Below are 22,166 nucleotides of genomic sequence, written 5' to 3'. Positions count from 1 at the left end.
CGTGAGCACAGCGTCGCTCGCTGCCGTCGCTCTCATCGCTGTCGGCGTCGTGACAACAGTGCGTCGAACGAGCAGACTGGCGTGAGACCGTCGTTCAAAATATTTATTTTGATAACTCCCCTACCAGACAATAATGTATAAAACTATCAATATTAAATTTTGAGATGACTGAGAAGACTCATCTAGACATCTCAATTCAACCCTCAAAATACAAATCCTAGAATTTGTAAAATGTTTCTATAAATAATCGTGCAAGTATTAAACACAACAAAGTTGGATTCGAAATTATATTTAAAATATTTATATTCAATGGCCTGATTTTATTCGGCATCGTTATACAATATCCCCGTTAGTCTGTATCACCTAATTATCGGACGTGAATCCGTATTTGGCAGTAGTATGAGATTTGAGGGAATCAGGCGCCACGGCAGGACGGACAGAGAGGCGAACACTCGATGACGAGGGGGGGTCGGAATAACGCGACAGCGGGTGAGCACACTCGTGCTGACGCTCGTGACAGTGATTTCGCTCATCGCGTGGGTGCCGGTCGGCGCGGCGGCGGTCACGAACGGCGCGGATATCACGCATTCGAACCTCTCGGTGACGCCGACGACGCTCTACGAGGGAAGCGCCGTCGCGGTGAACGTCACCGTCGAAAACACCGGGGCGTCACAGCAACCGTACAACACGACGCTCACCGTCGACGGTCTCGTCGCGGCGGCGTTCGTCTCGTGGAGCTATCTGGACGGACGGTCGTCGATGTCGCTGACCGCGGTGTTCTTCGCCGGCCTCGTCGTCGGCGTGCTCGGGTTCGGCCTGTCGGCACTCATCGGCGGCGCGGGTGCGAGGGTCGGCGCGGCGCTGACGACATCAGGTCCGCCGTCGGCGACGGCGACGAACGAGTGACCGCGCTGGCGAGCGAGAATCCGCAACCGCCCCGAGTCAGGACGAGAAGAGAGTCCGGGAGTGAATCCGTCGTCAGCGCTTCTCGCGCGCGGCTTCGACCGACGCGAAGAAGCCGAAGTACGCGACGACGCCCGCACCCATACAGAGGTAGAACGCCCACTGCGGCCCGTCGAGCACGTCGAACAGGACCGAAACGACCGTCACCCACGCCAGGGCGAACAGCAGGTCGGTCAGCATGCCCGAGCGGTGTTCCCGAACGTGGGTGCGAACCGCCTCCGCGAGGCTCATCGACGGGGCACCTCGCCGGGAGTCGCGGGCGACGTGCTCGTCTTCGCGCGGGTGGTGTCGGACATCGTTACGCGTCCGCTTCCGCGTCTGGTTCCGCTTTCTTTTCGTGGACGTCGACGACGAGCACCGGGAGTCGAGTCCGCCGGAGGACGCGTTCGGTCACGCTTCCGAGAACGACCCGGGAGAGGCCGGAACGGCCGTGGGAGCCCATCACGACGAGGTCGATGTCGTTGTCCTCGACGAACTTCCTGATGGCGCGCGCCGGTTCGCCCGGGACGACGTGTTCGCGGACGGCCAGTCCGTGTTCGGCGGCGGCGTCGGCGACGTAGCCCGTGGCCGCGTCGGCCGCCTCCTTCACTTCGGGCATGTCGTCGAGGTGGCCCTGCCGGATGCGGTCGACCTGTTCCGTTCCCAGCGAGTAGCTTGTGGCGTCGACGTCGACGACGTACAGCGCGTGAACCGTCGCGCCGTACTTCGACGCGATGTCGACCGCCTGTTCGACGGCGTACTCCGCCGCGTCGCTTCCGTCAGTCGGAACGAGGATGTGTTCGTACATTGGTTAATCGTCCGCGGGGGACTGGCCCCCGTCGGCGCTCATGACGACGTCTTCTGCGGACTGTTGCTGACCCATCGGTTCGGGGCTGTGACACTGCCGGACCATCTTCTTGATTCGCTCGGGCGGTTCGTCAGTCGCCATCGAGACGGCGATGGTGATGACGAACACCAGCGGCGTGCCGACCAGCGCCGCGCCGATGGCCGGCACGAACTCGGCAAAGAGGTCGCTGAAGTGGAAGATGAGGTCGTTGACCACGGCGGCGACCCAGAGCGTGAGGCCGACGCTCATGCCCGCCAGCGCCCCCTGACGGTTCGTGTTCTCCCACCAGAGGCCGAGGAAGAACATCGGGAACAGCACGATGGCCGCGAGGGAGAACGCGAGCGCGACCAGTTCGCCGACGAGCGCCGGCGGGTCGAACGCGGTTATCGTCACGATGACGCCGAGCGCGACGATGGTCGCCCGGCCGACGAACACCTGCTGGCGCTGGGTCGCGTCGGGGTTGATGATGTTCGTGTAGATGTCGTGGGAAACGGCGGACGAGGCGGTGATGAACAGCCCCGCCGTCGTGGCGATGGCGGCGGCGATGCCGCCGGCCGCGACGAGGCCGACGAACCACGTCGGCAGGTTCGAAAGCTGCGCCGCGAGTACCACGATGAGGTCCCCCTCACCGCCGCTCATGCCGCCGTTGGCCGCGAACGTCGGGCCGTACTGGGAGGCGTCGTAGAGGTCGACGCCGAACGCCGCCAGCGCCGGGGCGCTCCAGTACAGGAGCAGGATGAAAAACAGCCCCCAGACGGTCGACTGCCGCGCCGTCTTCTCGTTTTCGACCGTGTAGAACCGCACTAACACGTGCGGGAGCCCGCAGGTGCCGAAGATGAGCGAGAACGCCGTGGCAATCCAGAGGTAGAACCCGGCGTTGACAAACGGTTCGGAGAACTCGGTGGAGAGTTCGCCGATGAGTTGGCCGTATTCGATGTGCGGGAGGACCGTCGAGTAGCCGCCGGTGAAGCCGACGACGTAGACGGCCGTCAGGAAGGCGATGATGAGGATGACGTACTGGACGGCCATGTTCTTCGTCGCGCCCATCATGCCGGAGATGGTCAGATAGCCCACCGTAATCGCCATCATCACGATGACCATCGTGACGTAGTCGGTCCCGAAGACGTACAACCCGACGAGACCCATCCCGCGGGCCTGCCCAACCGAGTAGACGAACCCGATGAGGATGGTCGTCAGCGCGCCGATTGCCCGCGCCGTGTCGGAGTTGAATCGGTCGCCGACGAAGTCGGGTGCGGTGTACTTCCCGAACCGGCGCATCTGCGCGGCCAGGAAGATGAGCAGGACGAAGTAGCCGGCCGTCCAGCCGATGATGAACGCGAGCCCGTAGAAGCCCGAGAGGGCGACGAGCCCCGCTAACCCGAGGTACGACGCCGCAGACATCCAGTTCGCGCCGATTGCCATCCCGTTTTCGATGTTGCCAATCGACCGACCGGCGACCCACATCCCCTCGGTGTCAGCGACCTTGAACACGTAGCCGATGGCGAGAAACAGGGTCAACATCCCGACGACCATGATAGCCGGTACGAGTTTGAACGAGATGTTGAGCGCCTCGGGGAGCAGGTCGCCCGACTGGAGGAACACGCTCGGCGTCATTCGGCGCGCCCTCCGTCGGCGACGGCGGCCTCGCTCTCACTCTTCGAGCGCATCTGCGAGGCGGTGTGGTCGATGCCGTAGCGCTCGTCGAGCTGGTCGCGCTTGCGGGAGTAGACGAACGCGAGCACGAGCGAACTCGTCGGTGACAACACGGCGACGAGGAAGTAATGCATCGGGAAGCCGATGACCGGGAGCCGTGCGGTCATCGTCGCCGGTGCGACGTAGGTGAGCACCGGCGGTCCGAACGTGAGCAGCGCCCACGCGATGAAGCCGGTCCAGATTACTTTCAGGTGGTCTCGCATGAACGGGGTGCTCGGCTTCAGCAGGTTCACCTCCCGCGACAGGTAGTCTATCTCGTCGTGTCTCGGAGCCGTGCTCCGGTCGGTGCTCTCGACGTGTGAGTCAATCTCTGACTCGGTGGTTTCGCTTGACATAGATTCGTCGTGTCGTGGTTACTCTCGATACGCTCGGCCGATGGCGGCGGGTCAGTCGCCCCGCGCGCCGACCTTCGCCGCTATCTCCTCGACGACCTCCGGGTTCCGGAGCGTCGAGGTGTTCCCCAGTTCCGCGCCGTTCGCCACGTCTTCGAGCAGGCGACGCATGATTTTGCCCGAGCGCGTCTTCGGCAGTTCCGGCGTGAACACGACCTGTTCGGGTCTGGCGATGGGGCCGATGGCGTCCTCGACGCCCTCGATGATGCGCGAACGAAGGTCTTCGCCCTCCTCGTACCCGTCTTCGGTGATGACGTAGGCGTAGACGGCCTCGCCCTTCACCTCGTGATTCCCGCCGACGACCGCGGCCTCCGCGACGCCCTCGACGCCGACGATGGCCGACTCGATTTCCATCGTCCCGAGGCGGTGGCCCGAGACGTTGATAACGTCGTCGACGCGGCCGAGGACGGTGATGTAGCCGTCGTCGTCCACTTTCGCGCCGTCCTCGGGGAAGTAGACCCAGTCGTCGGGGTCGTCGCTGTCGGTGTCGGAGTACTCCGCCCAGTACTCGGAGACGTAGCGCTCGTCGTTGTCGTAGAGCGTCCGGAGCATCCCCGGCCACGGCTTGTTCACCGTGAGATAGCCCGCCCGGCCGGGTTCGACTTCGTCGCCGTCGGTGTCGACGATTTGGGCGTCGATGCCCGGCAGCGGGGGCCCGGCGGACCCGGGTTTCATGTTCTTGACGCCCGGCAGGGTCGTTATCATCATGCCGCCGGTCTCGGTCTGCCACCACGTATCTACCACCGGGCAGTTCTCGTTGCCGATGTGTTCGTAGTACCACTTCCACGCGCGCGGGTTGATTGGTTCGCCCACCGTCCCGAGGAGGCGGAGGCTCGACAAGTCGCGCGACTCGGGGTACTTGCTGCCCCACTTCATGAACGCGCGAATCGCCGTCGGAGCCGTGTAGAAGATATCGACGGCGTACTTCTCGACGATTTCCCACATCCGGTCGCGGTTCGGGAAGTCGGGCGTGCCCTCGTACATCACCGTCGTCGAACCGAGTGCGAGCGGCCCGTAGACGATGTACGAGTGGCCCGTAATCCAGCCGATATCGGCCGAACACCAGTAGGTGTCTTCCCTCTCGATGTCGAGCACGGCGTGCGAAGTCCACGTCGCGTAGGAGAGATAGCCGCCGGTGGTGTGTTTGACCCCCTTCGGCTGTCCCGTCGTGCCCGAGGTGTACATGAGGAACAGCATGTCCTCGGCGTCGCGTTCGACCGGCGCGACTCGCTCGCCGCTCTGTTCGTCGAGGAGGTCGTCCCAGTCGTGCTGGTTGCCCTTCAGGTCGTGGCCGAAGCCGTCGTCGCCCAGTCGGTCGACGACGACCGTGGCATCGACGCCGTGGTCGACGCTGTCGAGTCCTTCGTTGGTTTTGTCGAGGTGGTCGAGGGGGTCGCCGCGGCGGTAGTAGCCGTCGCAGGTGACGAGGAACCGAGAGTCCGCGGCGTTCATCCGCGTCGCCAGCGCCTCGGCGGAGAATCCGGCGAAGACGACGTTGTGGGGCGCGCCGATGCGGGCGCAGGCCAGCATGGCGATGGGGAGTTCCGGAACCATCGGCATGTAAAGCGTGACCACGTCGTCTTCCTCGACGCCGAGGTCGCGCAGCGCCGCCGCGAACTCGTTCACCTCGCGATACAGGTCCTGATAGGTGTANGTGTAGGTTCGCGTCTCGCCGTGTTCGCCCTCCCACTTGATGGCGACGCGGTTCTTGTCCCCGTTTTCGACGTGGCGGTCCACGCAGTTGTAACAGGCGTTCAGTTCGCCGCCCGTGAACCACTCGTAGAACGGCGGGTTCGAATCGTCCAGCACCTCGTCGTACTCCTCGTCCCAGTCGAGCAGGTCGGCCGCGCGCTCCCAGCAGTCGGGCCAGTTCTCCTCGAACTCGTCGTAGATACCGGCGTCCGAGACGTTCGCCTGCGCGACGAACTCCTCGGTGGGTTCGAACTCGTCTTGTTCTGCTAGCCGTGCCTCCAGTTCAGCGTCACCGTCTGCCATAGTACGTGCTAACGAGTCTCGACAAAGGGCATAAGTAGGATAACTAATTATCGAAAATTAACACCACGATTATACATAATAGACTGTGGGCGCGCGTATAGGCTTCAGAGCCACAGATGAACGGCACAGACTATTGTCTATAAATTTTAATAATCCATCAATCAATAACGGACGTTCGTGTGCTAATTCGTCGCACGCCTAAGGGTCTAGGGTCGAAGCGCGTTCGTCGGTGTCGTCGTCGAAGAACGCGGTCATGAGCTTCTGCTGTGCGGTTCGGAGGTGCTGGTGGAGCGTCGGTGACGAGATATCTATCGAATCGGCGAGGTCTTCGGCGGTACTGCCGCGGGGCCACTCGAAATAGCCGGCGAGGTAGGCCGCCCGCAGGACGGACTCTTGCTTGTCGGTGAGTCGCGCCACGAGCGATGCCCGGAAGTCGGCGGTGTTCCGCGTGGGCCGTTCGACCTCCTGTTTCGCGACGAGTTCGGTGGCGGGATAGGCGTCGGTCAGGTCGGACAGCACGTCTCGGAGCGGCGTTTCGTTCGAGAACTCGCCGACGAAACGGGCGACGCCGTCCTCCGCGACGAACCGCGAGACGGTGCCGTCGTAGGAGGTGAGCGTCGTAATCGTCGACCCCGCGGAGAGCGCGACTTCGAGGAGCGACTCCGTCCCTCGGTCGCGAATGAGGCGGATGTGCTCGACGGCGTCCGTCGTTTGCAACTCGTCGAACACCGCGTCCGTCGTCGCCGCTCGGACGGTGAGGAAACACAGCAACGACCGCTCTTCGATGGGGACGACGCCGCGGAGCCGAACCGAACAGCCGAGGGCCGCGGAGAGTCGAACGAGCACATCCCGTTCGTCAGAGGATTCGAACTCCAGTTGGACGACTGTGTCGGCGAGGAGTAGCTTCCGACGCTCGGCGGCGGCGATTGCCTGTCCGACGTGGCGACCCAGCGTCACCAGTACGTCCGCCTCGGCGTCGGGAACCGCTTGGCCGTCGAGCGCGACGTAGAGCGCTCCATAGGCGGTGTCGCCGTGCGCCAGCGGAACGACCGCAATCGGCCCGGGTTCCGAGTTCGGGAGCGAGTCGGGACGCACCGTCTGCACGTCGCGGGTGTCGCACGCGCGTCGAGTGAAGTCGGTGCCGCGACCGGCGAGCGACCCCCGGACCGCTTCGAACGACAGCTCGTCGAGACCGGCGGCGGTGCGCGACGTTCGCGCGTCGGTTTCGCCCGATTCAATCCAAGCGAAACGGTAGCGGTCTGAATCGGTGAGTCGGTCACAGACGGCCTGTTCGACCTCGCTGCGCGTGTTCACCGCCGAGAGCGCCGACCCGACGCTTCGCGCGGCTTCGATGACCTGACGCGTTCGGTCGGGGTCGCCGCTGACGGCACGACTGCCGCCGTCGGCGGGGTCCGGCGAGAGCGCATCGAGCACCTCGTCTTCGCTCGGTTCACCGAGGAGCGGCGCGAGGGTCTCGAGACGGTCCCAGCCGCCGATTCGCATGACGACGCTCGGCGGGACGCCGTCGGCAAGCATCGTTCGGGCGAAGTGCCGTCGCAGGTCGCGAGTCGAAACCTCAGCCAGTTCCTCGCGGCCGGTCTCCTCGGCGGCGCGCGTGCCGATCGACGCCACGAGCATCTGGAGACGCCGCGGCGTGACCGGAAGCACTCGCTCCGTCTCGTCGATGCCGGTCGTCGTGACGTACTTCCGAACGTCGTGTTCGACCTCGCTCGGCAGATACGCCTCCCGTCCGTCGGTCGGGACGGCGAGGAAGTACAGGTCCGTTCCCCGGTGTCGCCGCTGAGTTACGTGTGCGGGTTCGAACCGACTCATCTCGGCCGGCGTGAGGCCGACTTCCGCGCCGAGGCGGAGCACGAGGTCCTCGCGGTACGTCTCGGTCGCCCGTCGCAGTCGCTCGTACCCGCCCGCCGACAGCGGCGTCGGTTCGGAGGTTCCGTCCCGCATTCGTTTCGCAACACTGTCGATAAGCGAACTAAAGCTTCCGATGAGAGCACAGAACCGACATGGTGAAAGCGACAATCAGCGTGGAAGTCGCTCCCGAACGATAGTCACTGCGTTTCGCTTAGAGAGAATTGCCCGAAACGTCGTCAGCCGTCACGGACGATGGATTCGAGTTCACCGACGATTTCCGGGTTCTGGAGCGCGGACGTGTCGCCGAACTCCTCGCCGTTGGTGATGTTTTCGAGGAACCGGCGCATAATCTTCCCGGAGCGCGTCTTCGGGAGGTCGGGCGTGAAGACGACGGCGTCCGGCGTGGCAATCGGCCCGATGCGCTCGCGGACGTGTGCGGCGATTCGCTCGCGGAGGTCGTCGTCACCGGAGACGCCCGTCTCCAGCGTGACGTAGGCGTGGATGCCGCCCGTCTCGGCGTCGTCGACGCTGACGACGGCGGCTTCGACGACGCCCTCGACGCCGACGATGGCCGACTCGATTTCCATCGTTCCGAGGCGGTGGCCCGAGACGTTGATGACGTCGTCGACGCGGCCGAGGACGGTGATGTAGCCGTCGTCGTCCACTTTCGCGCCGTCGCCGGTGAAGTAGTGCCAGCCGTCTACGTCGAGTTTCGCCGCCTCCTCGCCCCAGCGGTGGCCGTGTCGCAGGGCGAGCGGCATCCCGGGCCACGGGCGCGTGAGAACGAGATAGCCGGCCTCGTTCACGGGGACCTCCTCGCCGCGGCCGTCGACGACCCGCGCGCCGACGCCGGGGAGCGGCGGCCCGGCTGAACCGGGTTTCATCTTCTCGACGCCCGGCAGAGTCGTAATCATCATCCCGCCGGTCTCGGTCTGCCACCAGGTATCGACGATGGGGCAGTTCCCGTTGCCGATGTGTTCGTAGTACCAGTGCCACGCCCGCGGGTCGATGGGTTCGCCGACGGTTCCGAGCAGGCGGAGGCTCGACAGGTCCCGCGACGCCGGGAGCGACGTGTCCCACTTCATGAACGAGCGAATCGCCGTCGGAGCCGTGTAGAACACGTCGACGGCGTTCTCCTCGATGAGGTCCCAGATGCGGTCTCGCTCCGGGTAGTTCGGCGTCCCCTCGTACATGACCGCCGTCGCACCGAGCGCCAGCGGCCCGTAGACGACGTACGAGTGGCCGCTAATCCAGCCGATGTTCGCCGTGCAGAGATACGTGTCCTCGGGGGTGAGGTCCAACACCGTCTGCGACGTCCACGCGACGTGAGCGAGGTAGCCGCCGGTGACGTGTTCGACCCGCTTCGGTTCCCCAGTGGTCCCCGACGTGTGGATGAGAAACAGCACGTCGTCGGCGTCGCGTTCGACCGGGGCGACCGCCGCGCCGGCGTGGGCGTCGACGAGTTCGTCGTAGGTGTGCTGTCCCGCGCCGAGGTGTTCGGTCTCCCCGAGGTGCTCGACGACCACCATCTCTTCGAGGTCGTGGGCGGCCTTGAGACGGGCGTCGTCGGCCTTGCTCTTCAGGTAGATGGCGCTCCCTCTCCGGTAGTAGCCGTCGCAAGTGACGAGGAACGCCGAATCCGCGCTCTCCAGTCGCGTCGCGAGTGCGTCCGCCGACAGCCCCGCGAAGACGACGTTGTGGGGCGCGCCGATGCGGGCGCACGCCAGCATGGCGATGGGGAGTTCCGGAATCATCGGCATGTAGAGCGTGACCACGTCGTCCTCCTCGACGCCTTGCGCGCGGAGCGCGGCCGCGAACTCGTTGACCTCGCGGTAGAGGTCCTGATACGTGTACGTCCGCGTCTCGCCGACGTGGCTCTCCCACTTGATGGCGACGCGGTTTTTCGCCCCGGCTTCGACGTGGCGGTCCACGCAGTTGTAACAGGCGTTCAGCGTCCCGCCGGCGAACCACTCGAACGGGGGTTCGTCGTCCGGAAGCACCGACTCGTACGGGTCGAACCAGTCGAGCGTCGCCGCCGCTCGGGCCCAGCAGTCGGGCCAGTTCTCCTCGAACTCGTCGGAGACCGAGTCGTCGGTGACGGTGGCCTGCTCGACGAACGACGACGGGGGGTCGATCTCCTCGTCTTCGGCCATCCTCGTTTCGAAGTCCGGCCCACGACGGTTCGACATACAGGAGGTACGTCGGCCTCATCGCATTAAAACGTTCGTCGGGGTGGGCGACCCGGCGCGTCGAGCGCGTCCGCCAAGCTTCTTGTGGCAGCCGGTCCCAGCCCACGTATGCCGACACCGTCCCCCTTTTCTCGACGAATCGGGAGCGAGCGCGTCGCGGGAACCCGCGAGTCCGTCATCCGGGAGATGACCCGCGAGGCGCACGAACACGACGCCATCAACCTCTCGCAGGGTATTCCCGACGAGGACGAGACGCCGGCGAGCGTGAAGGAGGCCGCCAAAGGGGCAATCGACACGTCGAGCCAGTACACCATCACCTGGGGGCTGCCGGAACTCCGCGAGTCGGTCTCGGAGCGCTACGCCGACTGGAAGGGCGTCCGCTACGACCCCGAAACGGAGGTCACTATCACCACGGGAACGAGCGAGGCGGTCGTCTCGACGCTCCTCGCGCTCTGCGACCCCGGCGACGGCGTCATCTACTTCGAGCCGACCTACGAGAGCTACATCCCGGCCGTCCAGTTCGCCGGCGGGGAGCCGATGCCGCTCGACATCACAGACGGCCTCGAACTCGACGCCGACGCGCTGTGGGACGCCGCCGACGAGGCGTCCGTGCTGATTCTCAACCACCCGCACAACCCGACGGGAAACGTCTTTTCGCCCGCCGAACTCGAACTCGTCGCGGAGGTCGCCGCCGAGGAAGACCTCGTCGTCGTCACCGACGAGATATACGAGCACATCGTCTACGCCGACGACTACGTCAGCCCCGTCGAAATCGACGGCCTCGCCGGGCGGACCGTCGTCTGCACGGGGCTGTCGAAGACGTACTCCGTGACGGGGTGGCGCGTCGGGTTCGCGCTCGCACCCGAACCGCTGTCGGCCGAGTTGCGGAAGGTCCACGACTACACGAGCATCTGCGCGCCGACGCCGTTCCAGCGGGCGGGCGTCGAGGCGCTATCGCTCCCGGCGGACTACTACGACGACCTCTCGAAGTCCTACGAGCGCCGCGGCGAACTGCTGTACGACGGCCTCCGGGAGGTCGGCCTCGACCCCGTGAAACCGGACGGCGCGTACTACATGCTGACGCGCTACCCGGGCGACGACGACGACACCGAGTTCGCCCACAGACTCGTCCGCGAGGCCGGCGTCGCGGTCGTCCCCGGGAGCAGTTTCTACACCGAGGGCTCCGCCGACTGGGTCCGGTTTACGTTCTCCCGCAACGAGGCGACCATCGAGGAGGCGCTGCGGCGGCTCGACGAGAACCGCTTTTGGTAGCTCGGCGGCGGTCCAGTAGCGGCCAACTCAGCCGTCGTCAGGCGTCGTCCGACGACGCCGGACTCGGCTCCTGCGCCGAGTCCCCGGCGCGCTCGACGCCGCGAATCACGAACCGCGCGCCGGCGTCCGCAACGTCCTCGTAGCCGACCGACCAGCCGTGAGCGTCCGCGATGGTGCGGACGATGGCGAGGCCGAAGCCGGTGCCGTCGTCGGCCGTCGTGAAGCCGGATTCGAAGAGCTTCGGGCGGTCAGCCGGCGGCACACCGGGGCCGTCGTCCGCGACGAAAAAGCCGTCGGGGGTCGCGCCGACCGTGACCGTCACGCCGTCGCCGACGTGTTCGATGGAATTTCGAAACAGGTTCTCGAACAGCTGGAGCAGTCGGGTTCGGTCCGCGTCGAACGACGCGCTCTCGACGATATCGAGCGTCGCGGCCCCGGTTTCGACGTTCGTCCACGCCTCGGCCGCGACGGCGTCGAGCGAAACCGTCTCGTGTTCGTCGACCGTCCCGCCGCGGGCGAGCGCGAGTACGTCGGCGATGATTTCGCCCATTCGCTCGTGGGCCGACTCGATTCGCTCGACGTGGTCCGGGTCGGGGCGGTCGGCCTCCTTCACCAGTTCGAGGTAGCCCTCCGCCACGTTCAGCGGGTTCCGCAGGTCGTGGGAGACGACGTTGGCGAACGTTTCGAGCTGTTGTTCGTGCTTCCGTCGGTCGGTCACGTCCTGGGCGTTGACGACGACGCCGCCGACGACGGGGTCGTCGAGGAGGTTCCGACACCGGACGCCGAAGACGCGCCACCCGCGGGTCGAACTGCGGAACCGGAGTTCGGCGGTGGCGTCCTCGTCGGGGCGCTGCAACGCCTCCCGAAACGTCTCGATGGCGGCGTCCTCGTCGTCGGGGTGGAGGAACCGCCGCAGCGACTGCACCTCGCTCGGGTCCTCGTCGGTCCCGAGCGTCTGGGCGGCCGAGTCGCTCAGATAGGTGACCGAGCCGTCGGCGTCGAGGACGAAGATGAGGTCGGAGGCGTTCTCCGTGAGCGCGCGGAACCACCGCTCGCGGACGCGGCGCTCGGTGATGTCGTGGAGGATGTGCAGGTGGCCGCGAACCGCGTCTCGACCGTCGGTCACGGCCGACCGGTCGACCTCGAAGTGCCGCGCCTCGCCGTTGTCGTCGACGACTCGCAGTTCCCCGCCGGATTCGAGCGCCTCGACGGTCTCCGGGTCGAACGCGTCGGCGAGGGCTGAGCCGAGCGACGAGTGCGAAACGTCGAACAGCGCCCTCGCCGCCGGGTTGCTGTCGGCCAGCCTGGCCTTTCGGTCGACGACGATGACGGGGTCGGCCATCCGCTCGATGACGAGGTCGCGCGCGATTGGGCTGATGTCGAGGATGCGGTACCGCGAGAGCCCGACGGCGAGCAGCGACGACGTGGCGGCGAACGAGACGGCGATGGGGTTGGCGGGCATAAACGGTCGCAGGAGATAAACGGCGCCGACGACGGCGGGTGTGAGGATTGCGACGAACAGGACGAGCGCCTGTTTTCTGTATATCTGTCGGCTCCGGAGGCAGTGGATACCGAGGACGACGAGCGCGGCTCCGATGGCGACGTAGCTGTAGACCACGTCGGCCCAGAACAGCGGCCCGGGAACGACCTCGGTCGCGGTGATTCCGCCGGCGGTCGCAAACGACAGCGACTCCCACAGGAGCGCGTGGACGCCGAGGGCGTTCGTCGTCACTCCCGCGATGGTCAACACGGGCCACACGGCGAGCAGCGCGGCGGTCCGCCGCGAGACCCACCGCTCGTAGCCCGCGATTTCGAGGGCGAAAAGCAGGGTGAAAAACACCGACGACTCCGCCGGAACCGGCTCCAGCGCGAACCACAGGAGCCGGGTGAACGGCGAGTCAGCGAGGAGGAAAAACGCCTCGAAAAGCGACCAACAGCCGGCGCTGACCGTGAGGGCGATGAACCACCGACCGCTCGGTTCGTCTCGGTATCGCCACCCGTAGCTCGCGACGCCGGCGGATATCGCGGCCGCGAGGAAAAGCGCACCCACGTACGGTGACAACGAGAAGGTCACTACTACGTCGGTAGCCGACTCGGCTACTTAGAGACACCGGCAGTCGGACGGCTGTGGGATGCTCTGACGGAGAGATTCGCGGTCCAAAGCCTCTTAACTGACCGGTTAGTAAGCCCGACAGAAGATGGACGCAGAGACCAGAGCCGAGATACTCGAAGCGACCAATCGGGCGCTCTGCGAACACGGGTACGCCGGCCTCACGGTACAGCGAATCGCGGACGAGGCGTCGGTGACGAGCGCCGCGATTCACTACCATTTCGACACGAAAGAGGAGCTTTTGAACGCGTTTCTCGACGACTTAATCGGGCGGTTCGAGTCGGAGCTGTCGTGCGAGTCGGCCGACCCGCGGACGCGTCTGGACACGGTTCTCGATGCGGTGTTCAGCCCGAAAAACCCCGGAGCGGACGGCTTTCCCGTGGCGGTCATGGAACTGAAGGCCCAAGCGCCCTACCACGAACTGTTCCGCGAGCGCTTCCTCGACTTCGACGGCGTGATGCGGGAGGTCGTCGCAGACATCGTCCGCGACGGCGTCGCCGGCGGAGAGTTCGACGAGACCGACCCCGAGAAGATTGCGCGGCTCATCACGACCATGAGCAACGGCGCGCACGCCCGCGTCGTCGCGCTCGACGAGCACCCCGCCGAGACCCGACGAATCGTCGAGGACGCCCTCGAACTCCACCTCGGCTGGCGGCCGGACGCGAGGGTGGACGAATGAGTCTGTTCAAGGGGCAAGACGAGCTCAACCTCACCGAGGGCGGCATCATCAAGCCGCTTCTCTATCTGTCGCTCCCCATCGTCGTCACGAACCTCCTCCAGACGGCGTACAACCTCGCGGACACGTTCTGGCTCGGCCAGTACTCGACGGAGGCGCTGGCCGCCATCTCGTTCGCCTTCCCGATGGTGTTTCTCCTCATCTCGCTCGGGATGGGGCTGTCCGTCGCCGGGAGCGTCCTCGTCGCCCAGCACACCGGGGCCGAGGAGACGGACAAAGCCGAGTACGCGGCCTCACAGACCGTCACGTTCGCGCTCCTCGGCTCCGCGATGCTCGGCGCGTTCGGCTACCCGCTCGTCCGGCCGTTCCTCGATTTCCTCGGGGCCTCGCCGGACGTGTTGCCGGGCGCGACGGCCTACATGCAGGTCATCGCGCTCGGCCTGCCGTTCATGTTCGGCTTCTTCGTGTTCATCTCGCTGATGCGCGGGGCGGGCGACACCATCACGCCGATGCTCGTGATGTTCGGGACCGTCGTCCTCAACGTCGTCCTCGACCCGTTTTTCATCAACGGATGGGCGCTCGGGCCGGTTCAGTTCCCCCAGCTCGGGATTCAGGGCGCGGCCATCGCAACCGTCATCTCGCGGGTCCTCGCGATGGTCGTCGGCATCGCCATCATGGTGTCGGGGAGCAGGGGCATCCAGATTCACCTCACGGACATGCGCCCGGACTTCGAGTACCTGCGGAAGATTCTCCGCATCGGCATCCCCGCCAGCATCGAGGGGACGGGTCGCGCGCTCTCCATCAACGCGCTTCTCATCGTCGTCGGGCTGTTTTCGACCTCCGTCGTCGCGGCGTTCGGTATCGGGACCCGCGTGTTCTCGGTCATCTTCCTCCCGGCTATCGCCGTCGCCCGCGGCGTCGAGACGATGTCCGGCCAGAACATCGGCGCGGGGAAGTACGACCGCGCGGAGCAGGCGAACTACGTCGCCGCCAAGGGGCTGTTTTTCGTCCTCGGCCTGCTCGGCGTCGCCATCTTCTTCGTTCCCGAACCCATCGTCTCGGTGTTCACCACCAACGCCGAGGTGCTCGACGTGGGCGCGGAGTTCCTGCGATACGTCTCGCTGTCGTTCGGCTTCATCGGCATCATGCGGGCGTTCACCGGCGGCTTCCGCGGCGCGGGCAAAACCCTCATCGCCGCGGTGATTTCGGTCGTCACGCTCGCCGGCATCCGGCTTCCGGTCGCCTTCGTCGCGTCGCAGGGGCTCCTGCCGACCGACTTCTGGTTCCTCGGGAGCACCGACGTTCGGGGCATCTGGATCGCCTTTTTCATCTCGAACGTCGTGGGCGCGGCCATCGCGTGGCTCTGGTTCCGCCGGGGAACCTGGCGCGAGGGCGACGTCCGCGGGACGCCGGCCGGCGGCGAGTTGGAGAACGACGACGTGGAGCTATCGAGCGGGATGGACTGAAGGCGAAGAAGAGCGGTCCGGCCGAACCCGCTACTCGGCCGAGATACTGAACCCGGAAAGCGAGTCCTTCGCGTCCTTGACGAACGTGTGTTTTCCCGTGATTCGGGCCGACCCGGTGATGAGCGGCGTCGTCAGCGTCACGCCGTCGCGTTCGTCGGCCGCGACGAGTCTGCCTTCGAAGCGCGTGCCGACGATGCTCTCGTGGATGTACGACTCGCCGATGTCGAGCGCGCCCGCGCCGTGGAGGAGCGCCATCTTCGCGCACGTCCCGGTCCCACAGGGCGAGCGGTCGACCTGTCCCTCGCCGAAGACGACGATGCTCCGGTCCACCTCGTCAGGCGTGCCGTATATCTCGGTAATCGAGACCGACCCCTCCTCGCCGGTGAGCGGGTGGACGATATCGAGGCGCTCGTTGACGGCGTCGCGGATTTCGAGGCCCCAATCGACGAACGCCGCCGCGTGCCGCGGTTCGACGGGCAGACCGAGTTGGTCGCTGTCGACCAGCGCGAAGAAGTTGCCCGCGTAGACGACATCGACGCGGAGCGGCGAGTCGAGAAACGAGACCGAGACGGTCGCCTCGTCGTAGACGAACGACCGGACGTTCTCTATCGTGACGCGCTCGACGCCGCCGTCGGACGCGTATTCTGGCGTCGCCTCGACGAGTCCGGCCGGCGTCTCGACGCGGACGGTCTCGCGTCGGTCGAGTCGGCCCAGTTCGAGGAGCGCGGAGACGACGCCGATGGTCCCGTGGCCGCACATGTCGAGGTAGCCTCGACTGTCCATGAAGAAGACCCCCACGTCCGCGTCGGGACGGTCGGCATCGACGACGACGGCCCCGAACATGTCGTCGTGGCCGCGGGGCTCCCGCATCAGCAGGTCGCGCACCCAGTCGTGTGTCTCGGCGAACGAGTCGCGGCGCTCTCGGACCGAGTCGCCCGCGAGCGCGTCGCGGTCGATGCCGCCGACGACGATACGGGTCGGCTCGCCTTCGGTGTGCGTGTCGATGGTCGTGAACGACGCGTCCGTGGTGAGTTCGTCGAACGCGAGGTCGTCGCGCGCGCGAACGGACTCGGTGTCAGCGTCGGCGTCGGTTCCGGAGCCTGCGTCGGAGTCCGCGTTCATTCGTCCACCAGTTCGAGCCGGGCGATTTCCTCGTCGGACCAGTCGTAGTGCGGCTCGTCTATCCCCCGAAGCGACCGCACACATTCGTTGTAGCGGCGACGGGCAATCGGCGCGTAGGGGTCGTCGGGGTTCGCGCGAATCCACTCGCGGAGGTCGGAAAGCGCCCGCGGGGAGTAGCTATCGACATCGCCCTGTTCCCGTAAGAGCGCGAGTTTGCGCTCCTCGGTGCGGAGCGACCTGACGAGGACCGCGGCCGCGACGCCGGGCAACAGGAGGAGCGAGACGAGCATCGAGACCCAGGTGAGCGTCGAAAGCGCCATGTCAGTCGTCACCTCCCGGGACCGTCGCGGAACCGGACGGCGGCTCGTCGCCGACGACGCTCATCACGAGCGTGCTCACGACGACGAGTCCGGCCATGAACGCGACGCCGAGCAGCATCAACCGCTGGTTCGCGGTTCCGATGCTGGAGTAGACGCCGTAGCCGAGGATGAACACCATCACGACGGGGATGACGTACTTCACGACCGGGTTCCACCACGCGCCGACGTAGACGCCGGCGTTACGGTTGAGGTCGAGGACGCGGGCGCGCTCGGGGCCGAACTTCCACGCGACGAGCGCGATGATAGACAGCGTCGCGAGCGGCAGTCCGAAGCTCCCGAACATGAAGTCCATCTGCCCGAGGAACGCCGACGAGTAGGCGCTCGGGAGGCCGAACAGCCAAATCGCGCCGCAGGACGCGAGTACGGCCCCCGTCCGCGAGAGGCGCGTCTCCTCGGAGACCGTGGTGACGGCGACCTCGGTGATGCCGAGGCCGGAAGTGAACGTCGCGAAGAAAAAGGAGACGAAGAACACGATAGCCCACAGACTCCCGCCGGGGAGTTCGGGGAACACCTGCGCCATCGAGATGAAAAGCAGGTTCGACCCGGCGCTCGGTTCGAGCCCGAACGCGAAGACGACGGGGAACGTGGCGAACACCGCGAGCAGACCGATGCTCGTGTTCCCGATGGCGGTGAACAGGCCGCCGCCGAGCGGCACGTCGTCGTATCGGCTGAGATAGCTCCCGTAGGTCAGCGCGATACCCCACCCGAGACCCGTCGAGAACAGCGCCTGACTGAGCGCGGCGACCCACGTACTGCCGCGGGTGAGATAGCCCCAATCAGGCGTGAAGACGAACGCGACCCCCTCCATGCCGCCCGGGAGCGTGATGCCGCGAATCGAGACCGCCACGAGCGCGACGACGAGCAGCGGAATCATCCACTTCACGACGCGTTCGATGCCGCGGCGGATGCCGAACACGAGGACGCCGGCCAAACCGGCCATCGTCACCGTGTGCGTCCCGACGACGAGCGCCGGGTTACTGATAAAGCCGTCCCAGAACGCCTGCGGCTGGAATCCCGGCTGAGTGAACGTCATGAGTACCGAATGGCCGGCGTAGTAGAGCGCCCAGCCGATGATGGGCGCGTAGTACGACATCAGCGCCACGTTGACGATGAGGACCACGAGGCCGAGACCCTGCGCCCGCTTGCTCCCGAGGACCTTCCTGAACGCTCCGATGACCCCGTGGTTCGTGTAGCGGCCGATCATCGTCTCGGCCATCAACCCGGGAACCGCGATGAGATACAACAGGAGAATGTAGGCCACGAGGAAGGCACCGCCGCCGTTTTCGCCCGTCGTAAACGGCATGCGCCAGATGTTGCCCGCGCCCACCATCGCGCCGAGCATCGCCATGAGGAAACCGAACCGGCTTCCCCACTCTTCTCTCGCCGTTCTCGCCTCTGAGTCTGACATGATAATCCTACCCAAACGCTTGAACAGAAGGTAGTTATACAGATGTGCTACTATGGTCGGGGTCGTCAATAGAAAATGTATATGAACGCTGTTGTAATGGGTTTAGTATTCCCACGATATTCCGAAATTGACCCACCTCAGGAGTTATCTATGGGTTTGAGGATTAGGAACCAAACATCAACAGCTGGGAAGTTTCGACCCGAATCGTCGACCGGACCGTATCATAGTCGGGGATGGGTATATAACCGCGAAGCGGACACCACCGGTATGGTCACGACCAGCGACGAGCGAGTCGAAGACGACCGGACACCGAGGGACGAACGCGGAACGAGACGCGACTCGGAAGCGCGTCGGTGCGCGTGAGAGACGAGCGGACCGACGAGGTCGAGCGGGCGGTACTCGCACTTCTCGACCGCCGTGGACCGACGCCGATAGACGAGATACTCGCCGAGGTGGACGGCCATCCGATCGAGATAGAACACGCCTGTAGCCGACTCCAGCGCGCGGGCGAACTCCGAAGTCGGAGTTGCGGCGTGTACGACCGCCCGAGCGACGACCGCGAGCGGCGACGCGCGCGGTGAACGAGCCCTCGCGAGGTGCACCCTCCCATGGACAGACACTAGTATAACTCACCCTCCGCCGAGAATCCGGCTATGAGGAACGCGACCACGGAGCGACTGTCGGCCCAGCGGTGCCCGGAGTGCGACTCGGAGACGCAGGTGAAACACGGAATCGAACGCTGTACGGACTGCGAGTGGCGCGCGCCACAGGGGGCCGACTGACCGCAAAGACGCGGCCGCGACCGCGGACGCGACCCGGCGAACGGACACCACCGTGTCCGGAGTAATCCGGCGGTTTAGTTATCGAATCGGATAACGAGCGTCGTCGACGGCGCTACGTAGTTGACTCCGCATACTGGTTGAGGAGTTTCGCCTCGGCCTTCCGGAGGTGTTCGAGCAGCGTGGTCTTCGAGATGTCGAGTTCGTCGGCCAACTCTCGCGTCGTCGTCTCCCGCGGCCACGCGTAGTAGTCGCGCCGGCAGGCCAGTTCGAACACCTCGCGCTGGCGGTTCGAGAGCTTGTCCAGTTGGTGCGAGACGTGGTTTTTCGCGCCGGCGACCGAGGTGACCTTGGTGACGATGATTTCGGCCTGCTTCGCCGCCTCCAGCGAGTCGAGGCGTTCGCGGAGGTCGGCCCGGTCGGCGGTGTCGATGACCGGCCAGTACTCCCAGCCGTCGTCGACGCGGACGGGCGCGTCGTGGACGAAGCCGTGTGACAGAAGCGAGTCAGTCATGCTGTTTTCGGGGTCGTACTCGACCATCAACTCCCGCGTCGTGTTGCCGACGTTCGACGCGCCGTTGTCGAACTCGTGGCGAGGGCTCAACTCCGAGACGGAGTCGGTCAGCCGCGACCGCTCGGTCGCGCGGACGAAATCGTCGATATCCTCGACCCGGTCGGCGTAGACCGTGAAGTGTCCCTTGACGGTGTCGTCGGGCGTGTTGTACACGGTGTGAGCGGTGACGCCGGCGTCGACGTTCTCCGTCACCTCCAGCGTCCAGCAGTCCGGGTGCCAGACCTTGAGCGTGAGTCTGGTCGGGCCCGTGAGTTCGGAAGTCGGTGCGCTAGCGTTCGACATACGAGACGGTTACGCCCCCGCGTAGTATATATTCAACCGACCATGGGAGGCCGGTAGTGGAGCGCGACCGACCGTGGTCGTCGGCCGGAGCAGGCCGGGCTGCATATCACATTCGAGAACCGCAAGCCAGTGCGACCGCGGCCACCGGTTAGGGCCCACCTGGTCGGCGGCGGTCACCGGGTCCGCGTTCCGGCGGAGGGAAGCGTTGATAACGACCGCACGAATAGGGGCGAGTGAATGCCCGCGGACTCTTTAGAGACGTTACTGGACAATCCGGCGATGCGGGAGGCGGTCTCGGTCGTCGTCGAACGGTCGAAACGGGGGACCGAAGAACTCCGCTGGCGCGACGTGAACGACGCGCTGTCGAGCGGTCAGTGGGGTCGCCTCATCGAGCGGGGCGTCCTGACCGACGCCGCGGCCGGCGGCTTCGTCCTGTCCGACCCGGACCGAATCGCCTCGAAACTGCAATCGCGCGACTCCGGAGCCGAAGACGAGGGCGACGACGCCGACTCGTCGTGGTCTCGGTGGGACAAGTTCGGCGCGCTCGGCGTCGTCGTCCTGTTCGCCGGCTACTGGAACGCCGGCGTCCGAAACGCGGTCGCCGGCATCGACAACGTCGTGCTCGGGGCGCTGGCGCACTCGGTACCGTTCTACGCCGTGGTCATCGTCCTCGCCGCGGCGACCGGCCTCTACTCGACCGTGATGCAGGACCGGCTGAAGGACACGGAACTCCTCGAGCGCCACCGGGCCCGGATGGACGACCTGAAGTCGCGCCGGGAGGCGGCGAAAGAGCGCGGCGACGACGACGCGCTCGAACGCATCGAGGCGGAGCAGATGGAGGCGATGAGCGACCAGTGGAGCGTCATGAAAGCGCAGTTCAAGCCGATGGTCTGGATAATGCTCGTCACCATCCCGGCGTTCCTCTGGATGCGCTGGAAGGTCCGCGGCGGCCACGTCGCCGCCGGCTCCGCGCACATGATTCTCCCGCTCGTCGGCCGAGTGGGCTGGCAGGACGCCGTCTTCGGCCCCATGCCCGCGTGGATCGTCTGGTACTTCCTCTGTTCGTTCGCCGCCAGACAGCTCTGTCAGAAGTTCCTCGGTATCGACCCCTCCGGGACCGCTCGCTCGGACTCGGAGTCCACGACCTCTTCGTGAGCGACGCGAACTGCCCTCGAAAATCGCATCGAGGAGATTGTGACAACCCCTAAGTGATTTTCAAATCGGTTCGTATAAACCGACGCCGCGACGAGAGTTCGGCATGGACCGCGACGAACCCGAGCGGCGAGAGCCCAGCGACTCGTCCGCGACGACGCCCGAACTCGTCGAAAGCGAAATCGAGGCGCTCGTCGAGTACGTCGAAAACGGTCGGGCACGCGGAGCGCCGAGCGGACGCCGCAACAGGGGCGAAAACCGCGACGGCGACGGGGAAGGCGGAGGCGGAGACGGGGGCGAAGGCGACGACCCCGGCGACCGAAGCGGCCACGCGCTCGACCGTGAGGCGGCGATAGAGCGCGTCCGCGGGCCGGACGAGGTGCTCACGCGAGTCGTGCCGCACGCGGGCTACCTCGAAATCCACAAGCGCGCGCCGTGCGCCGAAGGCTGTCCGTCGTGCCCGCACGGGCCGGCCGTCTACCACGTCCGGTGGGAGCGCCACCCCGGCGGAGAGGACCGGCTCCATTGGATTCTCATCGGCCCCGAGGCCGGCGCGAACTGAGTTTCCGTCGCCGGCCCCGGGGTCGGCTCAGCGGTTGAGCGCCGCGGTTGAGCGCCGCCCGCGAGGCGGACCGCACCAGCGCACCAACGCTCGCAGGGGAGACGCATCGCTCGCGTTGTGGAGCGTTCGAGTCACTCTTGCGCGAGAAGGCGTGTCAGTGTCACGTCGAACAGCCGGGCGACGAGCGGCCGCGAAGCGGGTCAAGGGGGTGGCACGCGCGAGCGCGGCGTGCGTCGTGACGACGCAGCCGCCCGCGACGACGCCGACCCACATCAGGAGGTGACCCGCGCCGGGGTCGAACGACACGCCGACGAGCCACGGTCCGACGAGGGTACCCGCGGACCTCGTGGCGTCGGAGAGGCCGCCACGCGCCGCGAGCGGTTAACGGGCCGGTACAGGCGACGCCCAACAGGAGGTCGCTGACGACGGCGTC

At 65.8% G+C, this 22,166-nt stretch carries 20 protein-coding genes; 8 read left to right on the top strand and 12 right to left on the bottom strand.

What is annotated here, in order from left to right:
• Positions 1 to 489: 489 nt before the first annotated feature.
• Positions 490 to 906: a hypothetical protein gene (locus tag C458_RS01270; RefSeq protein WP_008572513.1), complete on the top strand. Its 417-nt coding sequence runs from the start codon at positions 490 to 492 to the stop codon at positions 904 to 906.
• A gap of 72 nt (positions 907 to 978) precedes the next feature.
• On the opposite strand, the gene C458_RS01265 is transcribed toward C458_RS01270, so the two are convergent.
• From C458_RS01265 to acs (C458_RS01235), 7 genes are all read right to left on the bottom strand, one after another.
• Entirely contained in the window at positions 979 to 1,194 is a 216-nt protein-coding gene (locus C458_RS01265; RefSeq protein ID WP_008572512.1) for a hypothetical protein, read from the bottom strand.
• Between the two features lie 67 nt (positions 1,195 to 1,261).
• On the bottom strand, positions 1,262 to 1,750 hold the full coding sequence (locus tag C458_RS01260; protein WP_008572511.1) for a universal stress protein: 489 nt from the start codon (positions 1,748 to 1,750) through the stop codon (positions 1,262 to 1,264).
• Between the two features lie 3 nt (positions 1,751 to 1,753).
• On the bottom strand, positions 1,754 to 3,403 hold the full coding sequence (locus tag C458_RS01255; RefSeq protein ID WP_008572510.1) for a VC_2705 family sodium/solute symporter: 1,650 nt from the start codon (positions 3,401 to 3,403) through the stop codon (positions 1,754 to 1,756).
• On the bottom strand, positions 3,400 to 3,837 hold the full coding sequence (locus tag C458_RS01250) for a DUF4212 domain-containing protein (RefSeq protein ID WP_008572509.1): 438 nt from the start codon (positions 3,835 to 3,837) through the stop codon (positions 3,400 to 3,402). The genes C458_RS01255 and C458_RS01250 overlap by 4 nt, the downstream gene beginning before the upstream one ends.
• Positions 3,838 to 3,888: 51 nt before the next feature.
• Positions 3,889 to 5,889: an acetate--CoA ligase gene (acs, locus tag C458_RS01245; protein ID WP_008572508.1), complete on the bottom strand. Its 2,001-nt coding sequence runs from the start codon at positions 5,887 to 5,889 to the stop codon at positions 3,889 to 3,891.
• A 198-nt stretch (positions 5,890 to 6,087) separates the two neighbouring features.
• Positions 6,088 to 7,854, bottom strand: coding sequence for a bacterio-opsin activator domain-containing protein (locus tag C458_RS01240; RefSeq protein ID WP_008572507.1), 1,767 nt, complete (start codon positions 7,852 to 7,854; stop codon positions 6,088 to 6,090).
• Between the two features lie 143 nt (positions 7,855 to 7,997).
• Positions 7,998 to 9,914, bottom strand: a complete 1,917-nt coding sequence (gene acs / locus C458_RS01235) for an acetate--CoA ligase (protein ID WP_008572506.1) — start codon at positions 9,912 to 9,914, stop codon at positions 7,998 to 8,000.
• A 144-nt stretch (positions 9,915 to 10,058) separates the two neighbouring features.
• Between acs (C458_RS01235) and C458_RS01230 the strand changes: the two genes are divergently transcribed.
• A complete protein-coding gene (locus C458_RS01230; RefSeq protein WP_008572505.1) occupies positions 10,059 to 11,222 on the top strand; it encodes a pyridoxal phosphate-dependent aminotransferase in 1,164 nt (387 codons plus the stop codon).
• A 37-nt stretch (positions 11,223 to 11,259) separates the two neighbouring features.
• On the opposite strand, the gene C458_RS01225 is transcribed toward C458_RS01230, so the two are convergent.
• On the bottom strand, positions 11,260 to 13,272 hold the full coding sequence (locus C458_RS01225) for a histidine kinase N-terminal 7TM domain-containing protein (RefSeq protein WP_049897156.1): 2,013 nt from the start codon (positions 13,270 to 13,272) through the stop codon (positions 11,260 to 11,262).
• A gap of 148 nt (positions 13,273 to 13,420) precedes the next feature.
• Here C458_RS01225 and C458_RS01220 point away from each other — a divergent pair, with 148 nt between their 5' ends.
• Both C458_RS01220 and C458_RS01215 read left to right on the top strand, forming a co-directional pair.
• Positions 13,421 to 14,011, top strand: a complete 591-nt coding sequence (locus C458_RS01220; RefSeq protein WP_008572503.1) for a TetR/AcrR family transcriptional regulator — start codon at positions 13,421 to 13,423, stop codon at positions 14,009 to 14,011.
• Positions 14,008 to 15,474, top strand: coding sequence for an MATE family efflux transporter (locus C458_RS01215; protein WP_008572502.1), 1,467 nt, complete (start codon positions 14,008 to 14,010; stop codon positions 15,472 to 15,474). Before C458_RS01220 ends, C458_RS01215 begins: the two co-directional genes overlap by 4 nt.
• A gap of 30 nt (positions 15,475 to 15,504) precedes the next feature.
• On the opposite strand, the gene C458_RS01210 is transcribed toward C458_RS01215, so the two are convergent.
• The 3 genes from C458_RS01210 to C458_RS01200 are packed head-to-tail and all read right to left on the bottom strand — an operon-like array spanning position 15,505 to position 18,384.
• Positions 15,505 to 16,596, bottom strand: a complete 1,092-nt coding sequence (locus C458_RS01210) for a proline racemase family protein (protein ID WP_008572501.1) — start codon at positions 16,594 to 16,596, stop codon at positions 15,505 to 15,507.
• Entirely contained in the window at positions 16,593 to 16,916 is a 324-nt protein-coding gene (locus tag C458_RS01205) for a hypothetical protein (RefSeq protein WP_008572500.1), read from the bottom strand. Before C458_RS01205 ends, C458_RS01210 begins: the two co-directional genes overlap by 4 nt.
• Before the next feature lies 1 nt (position 16,917).
• Positions 16,918 to 18,384: a sodium-dependent transporter gene (locus C458_RS01200; protein WP_081603301.1), complete on the bottom strand. Its 1,467-nt coding sequence runs from the start codon at positions 18,382 to 18,384 to the stop codon at positions 16,918 to 16,920.
• 353 nt (positions 18,385 to 18,737) lie between these two features.
• Between C458_RS01200 and C458_RS01195 the strand changes: the two genes are divergently transcribed.
• Positions 18,738 to 18,965 carry a hypothetical protein gene (locus C458_RS01195; RefSeq protein WP_008572498.1) on the top strand — a complete coding sequence of 76 codons (228 nt, stop codon included), beginning with the start codon at positions 18,738 to 18,740 and terminating at the stop codon, positions 18,963 to 18,965.
• Positions 18,966 to 19,037: 72 nt separating this feature from the next.
• Positions 19,038 to 19,166, top strand: a complete 129-nt coding sequence (locus C458_RS18760) for a hypothetical protein (protein WP_255348185.1) — start codon at positions 19,038 to 19,040, stop codon at positions 19,164 to 19,166.
• 112 nt (positions 19,167 to 19,278) lie between these two features.
• Here the strand turns inward: C458_RS18760 and C458_RS01190 are convergent, their stop codons facing one another.
• On the bottom strand, positions 19,279 to 20,019 hold the full coding sequence (locus C458_RS01190; protein WP_008572497.1) for a helix-turn-helix domain-containing protein: 741 nt from the start codon (positions 20,017 to 20,019) through the stop codon (positions 19,279 to 19,281).
• Between the two features lie 237 nt (positions 20,020 to 20,256).
• Here C458_RS01190 and C458_RS01185 point away from each other — a divergent pair, with 237 nt between their 5' ends.
• A complete protein-coding gene (locus C458_RS01185) occupies positions 20,257 to 21,174 on the top strand; it encodes a DUF106 domain-containing protein (protein WP_008572496.1) in 918 nt (305 codons plus the stop codon).
• Positions 21,175 to 21,277: 103 nt separating this feature from the next.
• Positions 21,278 to 21,733 (top strand): hypothetical protein, encoded by a 456-nt coding sequence (locus C458_RS01180; RefSeq protein ID WP_008572495.1) that lies wholly within the window; start codon positions 21,278 to 21,280, stop codon positions 21,731 to 21,733.
• Positions 21,734 to 22,166: the final 433 nt, after the last annotated feature.

Origin of the sequence: Haloferax sp. ATCC BAA-644 (assembly GCF_000336975.1) — an archaeon.
GTDB lineage: Archaea > Halobacteriota > Halobacteria > Halobacteriales > Haloferacaceae > Haloferax > Haloferax volcanii.
This window is presented reverse-complemented; position numbering and strand designations above follow the sequence as displayed.